This window comes from Streptomyces sp. NBC_00310 (genome assembly GCF_036208085.1).
In the GTDB taxonomy this organism is placed as follows: Bacteria; Actinomycetota; Actinomycetes; order Streptomycetales; family Streptomycetaceae; genus Streptomyces.
Window position 1 is genome coordinate 9,410,674 of the sequence record NZ_CP130714.1, and the last position, 12,338, is coordinate 9,423,011.

Here is a 12,338-nt window from a genome sequence, read left to right on the forward strand (position 1 = left end):
ACCTTGCCCGCCGCGACCTCTTCTCGTTCCCTCCACGCCACCTGGAGTTCGCTCGGTGCCCGTGTGATACGGGAGAACGTGAGAGAGAGTGGTGAGGTGTCATCGTGCGAGATCCGCGCATGTCCGCGATAGGCAAGGGGCTCAGGCGCCGCGGCAGACTGATCGCCGAGGCGGTGAGCCCGCCGCGCAGGCCGCTGGACGCCGTCCCCGCACCCCGGACCGACCCCGCGCCCGAGGAGCCGCCGTACGTGGCGCCGCGCGCGTCCCGGCTGGTGGACGCGCCGGTGTTCGTCCTCTCCTCGGTGCGCTCCGGCTCGACGTTGCTGCGGGTGATCCTCAACAGCCACAGCCGGATCCGCGCCCCGCACGAGATGCATCTGCGGACGGTCCACGTCCATCTCTCCCGGGACTTCACCGGGGACGCGATGAGGGCGCTCGAACTCGACAGGTCCGAGCTGGAGCACGTCCTGTGGGACCGCATCCTGCACCATGAGCTCACCCGCAGCGGCAAGCAGGTCATCGTCGACAAGACCCCGCCGAACACCCTCATCTGGCCGCGCCTGCACCGATGTTGGCCGAACGCCCGCTACCTCCTGCTGCTGCGTCACCCCGGCGCCGTCGTCCAGTCCCTCACGAGCCGCCGCACCGACCCGGACCACGAGGCGATCCGGGCCGAAGTCCTCTCCTACAGCGAGAAGCTGGAAGAGGCCCGCCGGAACCTCCCCGTCCACGTGATCCGTTACGAGGAGCTCACCGCCGACCCCGAGAAGGTCACCCGGGGCATCTGCGACCACCTCGGCGTCGACTGGGAGCCGGGGATGCTCGACTACGGCACCAAGGACCACGGCACCTACCGCCCCCAGCTCGGCGACTGGTCCACCACCATCAAGTCCGGCCGCATCCAGCCGGCCCGCACGGCGGACCCGACAGCGGAACTCCCGCCCCGCCTACGGGAGCTGGCCGAGGAATGGGGGTACCAGGCTTGATCGCGCCCCGACAGGGGCGCGGGGAACTGCGCGAGAACCCCCCACCACCCGCACCCGACCACCCCCCTCAGCGGGGGCCCGGGGGCGCAGCCCCCTGGGACGGGACGGGTAGGGGCGGCGGGGGCGAGAATCCCCGGCGCCCTCAGACCGCCAACGGACGGTCGGCAGCCGGCTTGCACACCACGGGGGCCGAGACGGCCACGGGCCGCGCCTCCATGGCGACCGGCACCTCCGACACCTGGTGCGGCATGGTCACCGACCGCACCGGCCGCGTCCCCGACACCACCGTGTAGTCCTGGCCCAGCCGCGTCGGCATCACGTCCCCCGGGTCCTCCCCGAGCGCCAACTGCACAGCCGCCCAAGGGGCGTTGATCCCGCACAGCGCGAGCTGGTGCAGCCCGCCCGCCGGACGCGTGTTGACGTCCATGAGGACCGGCTCGTCGCCGTACATACGGAACTGGATGTTCGTCAGGTAGTGCAGCTCGAACCGCTCCGCGATCCGCCGCGCGGGCTCGATCCACGCGGGGTTGAGCGTGAAGCCACGCCGGCGGCCGTTCTTGGTGCGGCCCACGGCCATCCGGACCCGCCCGTCGGGTCCGGTCAGGCAGTCGACGGACACCTCCGGCTGTTCCAGCCGCGGCATCACCATCCAGTCCACGGGCTCCTCGGCCTCCCGCACCGCCTCCACGACCATGTCGAGCTGTACGTACGGGCTCGGGAATCCGCTGAGGTGATCGAGCGAGAAGGGTGCGCGTGTGATGACCCGGAAGCCCACACCTCCCGCCCCGGCCGCGGGCTTGAAGCACGCCCTGTGCCCGCCGTCCTCCAACTCCTCGACGGCGGCGGTGAGTTCATCGGTGTTCGTCACCCGGAACCACGGCGGCACCGGGACCCCGTGGGCCTGGACCGCCTCGTACGCGGTCACCTTGTCCTCGAAGACCTCGATGGCCTCGGCGGTCGGCGCCAGCAGCGCCGTACCGACGGCCGCGAACTCCTCGCGGTGCGCGGCGAGGGCCGCCTGGTGCAGCCGGGGCACGAACACGTCGATGCCGCGCTTGGCACACTGGTCGAGCGCGTACTCGACGTACGCGGCGGGGGAGAGGCCGTCCGGCTCCAGGTCGGCGGTGTCGGCGGCGGCCAGTACGGGGGAGTCGGCGTCGGCGTGCGTGGCATGGATGTCCACCGGACGAGCGTGCGGATTATGCCGCAGCTGATCCATGAAGAAGACGTTCTCCGCGTACGTGCGGTTGAGCCAGACGCGTACGCGAGAGACCATGCAGGCCGCCTTTCAGGGTTCGCGGGCAGGGCGGAGCAGGCCGTGCCCGGCCAGGGGGGATGGAGGTACGCCGAACCGCCGTACGCGAAGCAGGGGCGTGGCGGTGGTGTAGGACGGATCATACGGCCACTGGGACCCTGGTTTCTGTCACGCGCGTGTTAATCCTGGCGCGGCGGGGCGTCCGGGACACGTGTCGGGCCGCTCGGCACGTCGGTCTTGTCCACCGGTGTGCCCGTGTGTTCTCGTGTTGATGTTCGGTGTCCAGGAGGGAGCACGGGTGGAGTCGAGGGTCGGCCGTCACGGAAATCTGCTGGCCATCAGTGATCTGCACGTCGGCTATCCCGAGAATCGCGCCCTGGTCGAGAAAATGCGCCCCGAGACCGACGACGACTGGCTTCTCGTGGCCGGTGACGTCTCCGAGGCCGTCGCCGACATCCGCTGGGCCCTGGAGACACTCGCCGGCCGCTTCGCCAGGGTCGTGTGGGCGCCGGGCAACCACGAACTGTGGACCCACCCCGGCGAGACCGTCCCGTACAAGGGCGTCGAGCGGTACGAACACCTCGTCGCCCTCTGCCGGGAGCTGGGCGTCGTCACCCCCGAGGACCCGTACCCCCTCTGGGAGGGACCCGGCGGCCCGGTGGTGATCGCGCCGCTGTTCCTGCTGTACGACTACTCGTTCCTGCCCCAGGGCTGCGCGACGAAGGACGAGGGCCTGGAGTACGCGCACGGCACCGGAGTGGTCTGCGTCGACGAGCACGTGCTGTACCCCGACCCGTACCCGAGCCGCGACGACTGGTGCCGCGCCCGGGTCGCGGAGACCGAACGCAGGCTCGCCGAACTGCCGCCCGACCTGCCCACGGTGCTGGTCAACCACTACCCACTGGACCGGCACCCGACGGACGTCCTGCGCTACCCCGAGTTCGCCATGTGGTGCGGCACGGGGCTGACCGCCGACTGGCACCGGCGCTTCAACGTCGAGGTCATGGTCTACGGCCATCTGCACATCCCGCGGACCACCTGGCTGGACGGGGTCCGCTTCGAAGAGGTGTCCGTGGGTTACCCCCGCGAGTGGCGACCGCGTCCGGAACCCCCGGGCAGGCTGCGCCGCATTCTGCCGATGGAGGTCGGAACCGGTGTTCGAGGAACTGCTCCCGGGAGCGGTCGTGGTCGTGGAGGCGCACGCCCATGACGCGGCCGCGGCCGTCGAGGGGATCGAGCTGTACCCCGAGGAGGAGGCGGTCGTGGCCCGGGCGGTGCCGAAGCGGCGCCACGAGTTCACCCTCGTCCGCGCCTGCGCCCGGCAGGCCATGGAGAAGCTCGGCGTGGCGCCGCGGGCGATCGTGCCCGGCGAGCGCGGCGCCCCCGGCTGGCCGGACGGGCTCACCGGCAGCATGACCCACTGCGAGGGGTACGCGGCCGCCGCCCTGGTCCGCGCCGCGGACCTCGCCTCCCTCGGCATCGACGCCGAACCCCACGACGCCCTGCCCGAGGGCGTCCTGACGGCGATCGCCCTCCCCGCGGAGGAGATCCGACTGCGCCGTCTGACCGCCGACCACCCCTCGGTCCACTGGGACCGGCTGCTCTTCAGCGCCAAGGAGTCCGTCTACAAGGCGTGGTTCCCGCTCACCGGGCGGTGGCTGGACTTCGCGGAGGCCGACATCGAGGTGACCGTCGACCCCGGCGGCCGCTCCGGCGCCCTGCGCGTCGGACTCCTCGTGCCCGGACCGGTGGTGGACGGTCGTCGCATCGACGCCTTCGCCGGACGCTGGACCGTCCGGCGGGGGCTGGTGGCGACGGCGGTTTCGGTTCCCTTCCCCACCGCGGAGGACGAGGACGCCAGATGAGCACCCTTTCCTGTGCGGAGCTGCACAGACAGGTCGCGTCGGAGATCGACGCGGAGATCGCCACCGCCCTGGAGAGCCTCGGGCCGTCGTCCGTGGCGGTCCGAAGATCCATATCCGGGCTGCTGGGCCACCAGCAGATGAAATACCCCCTGTCCGTGCTCCCGCTCCTCGTGCACGCCTCCGAGACCGGGGTCCCGGGACCGGCCGTTCCCCTGTCGGCCGTGCACGTCCTGTGGTGGACGTCCGCCTGCTACCTCGACGACCTGGCCGACGGCCACGGCACCCACACCCCCGACGGACTCGGCACGGACGAGGCGCTGTTGGCGTCCGTCCTCAGCGGACAGGCCCTTCCCATCCGGGTCGTACAGGCCCAGTCGGTCCCGGACGCGGTGCGCAACGCCCTCACCGGTGAGATCGTCAACTGCTGGATCGACGCTGTGGAAGGCCAGTTGCGGGACCTGCGCGGCGACATGGAGAACGCCTCGCGGGACGCGGTCGTCGCCGCCTATCGTGGGAAATCCGGCGCCCCGTTCGGGATGATCACGGCGATGGCCGCGATTCTCTGCGGCGCCGGGACCGAACGGACCGAACGGTGGCGGGAATTCGGCGCCGTCTTCGGAATTCTCTGGCAGCTCTTCAACGACCAGGAGGACCTTCTCTCCGGCCGCGACGAGGATCTGCTGAACGGCACGGTCACGTATCTCCTCGCCTGCGCCCTGGAGGAGACGCCACCCGGATCGAGGACGCGGGTCGCTGAACTCTCCGCCGCCGCACGGTGTTCCGAAACGGCCCGCGCGGAACTCCGCGCCCTGCTGCTCGCCCCCGGCGTGCTCCGGCGCTTCGAGAAGGACCTCGCGGCGTTCCGCGACGACGCGTACCGCGTGCTCGACGAACTGGGCGGTGACGAGACCTACGTGCCCGCCCTGCGCCAGTTGGTGGCTCAGGCCTCCGGGATGTACCTGACCTAGCCTCGATCTTGCATGACGGTCCGCCGACGGAGTCGGTGGGCCGTTTCGCTTTCTGTGGCTGATGGCGGGAATGCTGGTGGCCCGAGTGTCGTGTCGGGTGGGCGCCGGATTTTACTGTTCCGGGGTGGGTCCTCGTTTCGTAGGGACGGGGGAATCCGCTGTTCATCCGGGGTTCGGCAGGAGGGCGAGCCGTTCGAGCCGAAGAGGGCCGGCTCAAGGATCAGGAAGCGGCCGTGAAATGGGTCGAGGGTGTCCTGGATGCGTTCCAGGTACTCAAGGACATCAGGGTGGTGGCCGCGGTCATGTAGATGCGCAAAGCCATATGCGGGCACGTCCGCTTCCTTCGTTCGCTCCGGTACGACGACTTGAACGTAGCCACGCTCTGCGTACGCCGCGCTTACCCCTCCGAGGTAAGCGCCGGACAAGCCGCTCAGACCCGACTTCGGTCGTTCGGGAAACGGAGCCGTAGCTGCCCCTTCCGCAACCCACCACTCACCTCGGCTCCCATCCCGTCTGCCGTCGACCCAACACCGTGGAGCGGGCCTGATTCCTGGCGTCCAGGTGGAGGGCGCCACTGTGCGAACGACCTGGACGCCAGGTCGCCCCCGCGACAAGACCCCGTGGCTTCCCGCACGATCCGGTGGGACGGGAATGACACGGCCCGCCTCGTCGAGCGGTCCGGGCAGAGGCCGGACCTTCACAGTGGATAGGAGGTCAGCACGTCGGCTCGGGGGCGTCGTACATCGGTGGACTGCCCGGCGTAGGCGTATTCAGGTTGGCGGCCGCTCATGCGCAGAGGCGTCGCCCGTTGCGTCCGACTCCCTCTCCGGGGTCGTGGGCGGATGGGAACTGCCCACTGCCTCAATCGTCTTCCGCCCGGGAGCGGACTCCGGCGGAGCGTGCGGTGGGGCCGAGGAGAAGAGTGCGGGATCCCTGGACAGTGCCCGGGTCAGCCATGCGCCGGCGAGCTGCGAGGTGAGGATGGACAGCAGCACGAGGGCGACGAAGAACCGGCCATTGATGACGCCCGCGCTGAAGGTCACCGAGGCCAGGATGATGCCGGGGCCGCCGCGGGCGTTCATCGCCACCGCGAAGTGGGTCGACCAGGACGGTGACTTGCCGGCCATGCGGGCCCCCAGCCACACGCTGCCGAACTTGACCGCACAGGCCAGGACGAACAGCCAGCCGAAGAAGACCAGGTCGAGGTCGTGGACTAGGTCGAGGCGGAAGCCCACCAGCGCGAAGTAGATGGGGATGAAGAAGGCCAGCGAGAATCCACGTACGGCCTCCTCCCCGGGGGACGCCGTTTCGTGACCCGCCATGGCGATGCCCGCCATGAGCGCGCCGAAGATCGGGTCGATGCCCAGACCCATGCAGGACAGGCAGAGGGCGAAGAGGAAGACCAGGCGGAACGCCGCTGGGCTGCGCAGTTCCAGCACCTTCAGGGTGCCCGTGGCGAGCCGTCGGAACGCCGCACGGCCCCCAGCCAGGCAGACCGTGAAGAACAGCAGCGAGGCGCCCACGTAGTAGGCCACGTCCCAGCCGATCCCCTCGACGGGGAGCAGGGCGGGCAGGCCGTAGGCGGTGTCCGCCTGGATGCGGGCCAGCCCGAGGATCACGGCCAGGACCACGTAGAGGAGGACGTCCTCGATCACGGCCACCGTGAGCACCATTCGGGCGAAGAGGCTGCCCATGATGCCGAGGTCGATCATGATCCGGGATATGACGGGGATACTCGTCACCGCGATGGCCAGTCCCAGGACCAGGGAGATGCTCGCCGCGGACCCGTGCGGGCCCGCCAGGTCACCTGGGTCGACCCCCTGGGCGATGGCCAGTCCTCCGGCAAAGGGAATCACCAGGCCGGTGGCGGTGGTGAACACCACGGTCCTGCGCTCCGCACCGAGACCGCTCTGGCGCATCTCCAGCCCGGCCAGGAAGACCATCAGGATCGTGCCGAGCTGGTAGACCGCCCCCAGCGTGTGGGCGGTGGCGCTGGAGGACGGCACCAGCCAGGCGCTCACCGAGGGAGCCATCAGACCCAGGGCACTGGCCCCGAGCAGCAGTCCCCCCGTGATCTCGCCGATCACCGGAGGCTGGCGCAACCGGGCGAAGACGTAACCGCCCACGTGCGCCGCGACCAGAAAGCCGGTCAGCACGATCAGAATCCTGGCCGTATCCGAAATCGTCAGGGACATGGGCACGCCTCCGGACCATCGAGAAGTGACGCTTTGTACTGGAGGCGTGGGGGAGGCTCCAACGATCAATGCAGTGCATTTATCGGATGATGCTTTTACGTCAGGGATACCCGAGCGTGTTCCGATGAACCCTCGAAATGGCCGACTTATCGGCATCCCATTCCCTCGATGCCGCTTCGAACTAAATAAAGCTATTATATGAATTTGAGTTATTGTTGACGGCTGTCAGGCCCACGTGTTCGTCGAGCCGCAGAGGCCCCAACATTCTGTGTGGTCACTGCAATTGGCTTCCGTCTCTTGGTCGATGGTTTCGAGACCTTTTCCCCGCATGGTCCGCTGTGGCGCTATTCCTGGCGACTCTCATCAATAGACGGGTGGTACCTGGATATATGCCTCGGTGTGAGTGCGTATCGCATTGCTGTCAGGCAGCCACGCTGGGGGCGACGCATTGGTCATTGCGCTCCTCCCCGTCTCCCCGTCTCCTCGGCCGGAGGCCTTCACCGCAACCCCGCCCCGGCCGCCGCCCCGGACGGCGCACCAGCCCCCGTCCCGCCCGGACCTCGGCCGGGGATGCTCGCGCCGCCTCCGGTATGGGTGCTTTCCGCGTTTCACCGCCGGTGTCCGGTGACGGTCCGCCGGACACAGCCGGCGGACCGTCACTTCGCGCGCTCAGACCTCCGGGCACCAGCTCCGCAGCAGCTGGAAGAACTGCTCCTCGTTGCCCGAGAGGCCTGCCGCCGCCAGCGCCCGCTCCGCCTCGGCGAGCGCGGCGGGCGGCACCACGGGTGGTCGGCGGGACTCCGGCGGCCCGTCGAAGGCTGCTCGTACGGTCCCCAGCAGCCGCAGATAGGCCTGTACGGCGGCGCGCTCGCGGTCGGTCAGTACGGCGGTCGGCATCGAACGGCTCTCCCCTGGTCGGATCGGCGAAACTCGGTGCCGGCCCCGGCAAACGGGTGGCACACTCCCAGCTTGCCGTCCCCCACTGACAATCCCGCTCTTCCGCGCGGGGATGTCGCCCGGGGCTACCGCGGTGCCGTGCCCAGCACCGTCTCCCGCTCATGCTCCGTCAGCGGCGGTTCCGGCGGCGGGGGTTTGACGGGACCGCGCAGGACCGCCAGGACGATCTCGGGTCTGACGAGGGCGCCGATCGGCTCGGTGAGGGTGACCACGCCGAGGTACGCCTTGAAGACCAGGGGCCGTCCGAGCGCGGTCCGGATCAGCCGTTCCACATAGCGGCCGAACAGCCTCTGCACGGTGTTCGGCCGCTTGCCGATGGCCTCCGGGTAGCGGATGTCCGTGCCGGTGGCCAGCTCCCAGGCGAGAGTCACCGGCACCGCCACGGCCTTCTGGACCCGGCGCGCGAGCCCCGGCGCCGTGAGCCCGTGCGCGGCCACCCGTTCACGCAGCGCGAGGGCGCTCTGGGCGGCGACGGACATGCCGTGGCCGTAGATCGGGTTGTACGTGGCCACCGAGTCGCCGATCGCGACGAAGCCGTCGGGCCAGCCGGACACCTTCTCGAAGAAGCGTCGCCGGTTGATCGTGCTGCGGGTGACCACGACGTCCGTCAGGGGCTCGGCGCGGGAGATCAGCTCCCCCACGACCGGATGCCGGACGGTGCGCGCGAACTCCTCGAACTCCTCGGCCCGGGCGGTCGGCTGACCCCCTCGGGTGCCCGACAGCGTCACCAGCCAGCGCCCGTCCTCGATGGGCACCAGCGTCGCGCTCCGCCCCGGGACCGGCTGCGACCCGTCCGGCTGCACATTGACCACCGGGTACTCCTCGGTGCCCGCGGGCGCCCGGAAGATCCGGCTGGCGTACACGAGACCGGAGTCGACCTCGTCCATCGGCGCGGGCGGGACGCCGAGCGCGTCGAGCCAGGCCGTGCCCCGCGAACCGCGCCCGGCGGCGTCCACCACCAGATCGGCGGTGAGTACCCGCTCCTCGCCCTCGGCGGGGCGCACCCGTATCCCCGTCACCCGGGAGGCGTCGCCCTCCAGGCCCAGGATCTCGGTGCGGTCGAGCACGGTGACCCGGGGGCCGGCGAGGAGCCGGGCGCGGACGACCGTCTCCAGCAGATCGCGGCTGCACGCGATCATGAACGCCATCTCGGGCCAGCGCCGCACCCAGCCCTGGGCCGACAGGGAGACCAGACCGGTCGGCAGCGGGATGCGCCGGGCGCCGGCCGCCAGCCAGGCGTCGGTGACCCCCGGCAGCAGGTTCTCCATCGCCCGGGCCCCGCCGGACCACAGCAGATGGGTGTGGCGGGCCTGGGGCACGCCCTTGCGGGGCTCGGGCCCCTCGGGCAGCGCGTCGCGCTCGACGACGGTGACCTCGGCGTGGTCGCGCAGGGCGGCGGCGGCCAGCAGGCCGGCCAGGCCCCCGCCGACGACGACGGCACGCCGGGGAGACGTGACCGCGCGGTCGCGCGGGACGCTAACGGGTTCGCTCATGGAAGTCGCTCTCTGACCTGGTCGCGGCGGCCCATTCGCGGGCAGCGGCTACAACGGGTGACTGACGCAGGGCGATGGACATCCGTACGAGGTCACGGGGGTTCTCGGCGGGCGGGGCGGGGGCGGGTGCGTCGGCCGTGGCCGAGCTGATGACCCGGCCCTCCGGGTCGTCCTCCCTGGCCCGCACCGCCGCCGTCACCATCGCCGCGTCGGCCTCGGCCCGCGCCTGGACGGGCTCGGAGCCCGCCGCGACGGCGGCGTCGTACGCCTTGGCCCGTACCTCGGAGTCGAAGTACGGGTACAGGCTGAGCATGCCGTCGTGGATGTCGGACTCCCGCTGTGTCATCTGGAGCCGGGCCGGCGCCCACCAGGAGATCCGCACCTCGTGACTCGCCTGGGCCCAGACGGGCCGCAACTCCCGCCACAGCGGCCCGAGCCGACGGTACATGGACCAGATGGTCCAGGAGTCGCCGAGGCGCTCTCCGGCCAGCGGCAGACAGAAGCCGACCGCGCAGATCTGCGCGCCGACGGACGACAGCACGGGGGCGACGTACGTGCTCAGGTAGTCCAGGTCGCCGCCCTGCCAGCGGGCGACCACGGCGACCAGCTTGACCGCCGCGAAGGGGACGTTGAGCATGAAGCCGAACGCGATGATCAGCAGCCCGGCGCGCAGCCAGCCGCGCACCTGGAGCGCCCAGCGCCAGCACATGACGTTCATGGCGACGCCCGCGACGGTGAACCCGATCAGATAGAGCACGATCATCTCGCGCAGGAACGGGGTGTTGGCGTAGTACGTGTCGAAGTCCCGCACCCGCTCCACCGGTGCCTCGCCGAGCACGAACATCAGCACGATCGCCGCGCACACCGCGCCGTACCCGGCGATCCAGCGGTGCGAGAGGCGGCGTGTCGCCTGGGGCGGGCCACCGCGCCAGTTGGTGATCAGCACCAGACAGGAGCCGCTGAAGGCGCTCAGCAGGACGTAGACGAGGGCCGCCGAGACGTTGGTGACGCCGGTGGCGCGGTTGACCTCGGCGATCGTCGGCGGCGCGGCGAAGCAGAAGACCAGGGCGGCCAGCGTCATCAGCGCGCACACGGACCGGATCAGGGGATCGCCCCAGTTCCGCAGCAGCGCGGGCGTCTTGAGGGCGAGGGCGATCGTCATCGCGACGGCCGGAATGTAGTAGCTGGACCCGTCCATGTCTTCGGCGTCTCTGCGTCTCTGCGTCTCGGAGTCGCTGCGTTTCCGGCCGCTCAGCCCTGCGGCCCGCGGTAGCCCAGCGAGGCCCCGATGCGGCCGGCCAGGTGATCGCGACGCACCGGCCCGCGCAACGCGGAACCGGCGAGCCACGCCCGGCACTTGCTGGCCAGCAGCAGTCCGAAGCTCTCGGCGTCCTGCTCGTCCGTCAGGTCGAAACGAGTACGGGCGGCGACCCTCAGCACGGTCGCCCGCAGATCGGCGTCCTGGTTCAGTAAGCGCGCGGCGACCGAGGCACCCTCCACGTGCCGGCCGCAGTGCCCGGCCTGCATGTGCCACAGCTCGTGGCCGAGGATCACCAACTGGTGGTCGGGCGCGGTGCGTTCCTCGATGACGACCAGGTCCTGCTCGGCCATGTCCAGCCACAGCCCACTGGCCGTGCCCGGCGGGAAGACGGCCGTACGGTAGTGGACGGGGCGGCCGCGGCGTCTGCTCATGGCGTCGCACAGGGCGGCGTAGAGGTCGGCGGGGTCCGCCGGCGCCGGCAGCGTGAGTTCGCCGACCAACTCGCCGCACAGACGGCGCATTTCCTTTCCGATGCCCACAGATCTCCCCCGGTCAGGACTCGGGCCGCTTGACGCTCTCCAGCAGCATGTCCAGCCACTCCGCCACCTTGTCGCGGTGCTGGTCGGTGGGCAGCTGCGCCGCCCGCCAGGCGATGGAGCGCACACCGTGGTTCTGCAGCAGCCGCTGCAACGGGTCGTCCGCGGCCTCGGCCGCCGCGCGCTCACGGTCGGCGAGCTGCTGGAGAAGCTCCTGCTCGGTGCGCATCAGGGCGCTCGCCAGCGCCTCGGGATCCTCGGCGGTGAGGAAACCGGCGTGCACTCTGAAGAAGCGCTGGATGGCGTCGCAGTGCTCCATCGTGGGACGGCGGTCACCGTTGATCAAGGCCCCCGCCTGCTGGCGCGACATGCCGGCGCCGTCGGCGATCTCCTGCTGGGTGTACTTGCGGCCGCCCGGCTTGAGCCGGGTGCGTCGCAGCAGGTCCAGGCGCTGCAGAAAGCGGGCCTGGACGTCCGGCTCACCGGCGCGCTGCCCGCTCAGCAGGGCCTTCACCACCGCCTCCGGCACACCCGAGGCCACCGAGAGCCGCCGGGTGTCGAAGACCTCCGCGTGCCCCACGCGCAACTTGTCCGCCAGCGCGGTGACACGGGCCACGACGGCCGGCAGCAGAACCGTCGCCGCGGCGTCCGGAACCTCGAAGCCATCCGTCACCGACAGATCTCCTACGTCTCTCTCAGGCCAATTTCGCGGTACTGCGGAATCCGTGGAACCAAGCCTGGCGCGAGACCCTGGTCCCGGCAAGTACACCGTGAACTGCGGGGAGACTAGCGGTTTTGTCGAACTCACATCCAGGCATCGCC

The 12,338-nt window shown here is 70.5% G+C and carries 11 protein-coding genes; 4 read left to right on the forward strand and 7 right to left on the reverse strand.

Features of this window, described 5'->3' with window-relative positions; all coding sequences use genetic code 11:
- The first annotated feature begins 104 nt into the window (after positions 1-104).
- The gene (locus OG202_RS41010; RefSeq protein ID WP_328224407.1) at positions 105-986 is read left to right on the forward strand and encodes a sulfotransferase family protein; all 882 of its coding nucleotides are present in this window, start codon (positions 105-107) and stop codon (positions 984-986) included.
- A 142-nt stretch (positions 987-1,128) separates the two neighbouring features.
- On the opposite strand, the gene OG202_RS41015 is transcribed toward OG202_RS41010, so the two are convergent.
- Positions 1,129-2,262 (reverse strand): ATP-grasp domain-containing protein, encoded by a 1,134-nt coding sequence (locus OG202_RS41015; RefSeq protein ID WP_327726835.1) that lies wholly within the window; start codon positions 2,260-2,262, stop codon positions 1,129-1,131.
- Positions 2,263-2,539: 277 nt separating this feature from the next.
- Here OG202_RS41015 and OG202_RS41020 point away from each other — a divergent pair, with 277 nt between their 5' ends.
- From OG202_RS41020 to OG202_RS41030, 3 genes are read left to right on the forward strand one after another with little or no spacing between them, the layout of a single operon-like run.
- The gene (locus OG202_RS41020; protein ID WP_326574631.1) at positions 2,540-3,451 is read left to right on the forward strand and encodes a metallophosphoesterase family protein; all 912 of its coding nucleotides are present in this window, start codon (positions 2,540-2,542) and stop codon (positions 3,449-3,451) included.
- Positions 3,396-4,106: a 4'-phosphopantetheinyl transferase family protein gene (locus tag OG202_RS41025; protein WP_327726833.1), complete on the forward strand. Its 711-nt coding sequence runs from the start codon at positions 3,396-3,398 to the stop codon at positions 4,104-4,106. Before OG202_RS41020 ends, OG202_RS41025 begins: the two co-directional genes overlap by 56 nt.
- Positions 4,103-5,074 carry a polyprenyl synthetase family protein gene (locus tag OG202_RS41030; RefSeq protein WP_327726832.1) on the forward strand — a complete coding sequence of 324 codons (972 nt, stop codon included), beginning with the start codon at positions 4,103-4,105 and terminating at the stop codon, positions 5,072-5,074. Before OG202_RS41025 ends, OG202_RS41030 begins: the two co-directional genes overlap by 4 nt.
- A 770-nt stretch (positions 5,075-5,844) precedes the next feature.
- Here the strand turns inward: OG202_RS41030 and OG202_RS41035 are convergent.
- The 6 genes from OG202_RS41035 to OG202_RS41060 form a co-directional block, all read right to left on the reverse strand.
- Positions 5,845-7,269, reverse strand: a complete 1,425-nt coding sequence (locus OG202_RS41035) for a cation:proton antiporter (protein ID WP_327726831.1) — start codon at positions 7,267-7,269, stop codon at positions 5,845-5,847.
- Positions 7,270-7,938: 669 nt separating this feature from the next.
- The gene (locus tag OG202_RS41040) at positions 7,939-8,166 is read right to left on the reverse strand and encodes a hypothetical protein (protein ID WP_326574627.1); all 228 of its coding nucleotides are present in this window, start codon (positions 8,164-8,166) and stop codon (positions 7,939-7,941) included.
- A gap of 125 nt (positions 8,167-8,291) precedes the next feature.
- The gene (locus OG202_RS41045) at positions 8,292-9,719 is read right to left on the reverse strand and encodes an FAD-dependent monooxygenase (protein ID WP_327726830.1); all 1,428 of its coding nucleotides are present in this window, start codon (positions 9,717-9,719) and stop codon (positions 8,292-8,294) included.
- Positions 9,703-10,917 carry an MAB_1171c family putative transporter gene (locus OG202_RS41050; RefSeq protein WP_327726829.1) on the reverse strand — a complete coding sequence of 405 codons (1,215 nt, stop codon included), beginning with the start codon at positions 10,915-10,917 and terminating at the stop codon, positions 9,703-9,705. Before OG202_RS41050 ends, OG202_RS41045 begins: the two co-directional genes overlap by 17 nt.
- Before the next feature lie 53 nt (positions 10,918-10,970).
- The gene (locus OG202_RS41055; RefSeq protein WP_326574624.1) at positions 10,971-11,501 is read right to left on the reverse strand and encodes a toxin-antitoxin system, toxin component; all 531 of its coding nucleotides are present in this window, start codon (positions 11,499-11,501) and stop codon (positions 10,971-10,973) included.
- Between the two features lie 31 nt (positions 11,502-11,532).
- Positions 11,533-12,189 carry a helix-turn-helix domain-containing protein gene (locus tag OG202_RS41060; RefSeq protein WP_326574623.1) on the reverse strand — a complete coding sequence of 219 codons (657 nt, stop codon included), beginning with the start codon at positions 12,187-12,189 and terminating at the stop codon, positions 11,533-11,535.
- Positions 12,190-12,338 lie beyond the last annotated feature (149 nt).

Excerpts from the sequence above, each read along its gene's own strand:
- OG202_RS41015 (WP_327726835.1), bottom strand. The coding sequence starts at position 2,262 with ATGGTCTCTCGCGTACGCGTCTGGCTCAACCGCACGTACGCGGAGAAC.
- OG202_RS41030 (WP_327726832.1), top strand. The coding sequence starts at position 4,103 with ATGAGCACCCTTTCCTGTGCGGAGCTGCACAGACAGGTCGCGTCGGAG.
- OG202_RS41035 (WP_327726831.1), bottom strand. The coding sequence starts at position 7,269 with ATGTCCCTGACGATTTCGGATACGGCCAGGATTCTGATCGTGCTGACC.
- OG202_RS41040 (WP_326574627.1), bottom strand. The coding sequence starts at position 8,166 with ATGCCGACCGCCGTACTGACCGACCGCGAGCGCGCCGCCGTACAGGCC.
- OG202_RS41045 (WP_327726830.1), bottom strand. The coding sequence starts at position 9,719 with ATGAGCGAACCCGTTAGCGTCCCGCGCGACCGCGCGGTCACGTCTCCC.
- OG202_RS41050 (WP_327726829.1), bottom strand. The coding sequence starts at position 10,917 with ATGGACGGGTCCAGCTACTACATTCCGGCCGTCGCGATGACGATCGCC.
- OG202_RS41055 (WP_326574624.1), bottom strand. The coding sequence starts at position 11,501 with ATGCGCCGTCTGTGCGGCGAGTTGGTCGGCGAACTCACGCTGCCGGCG.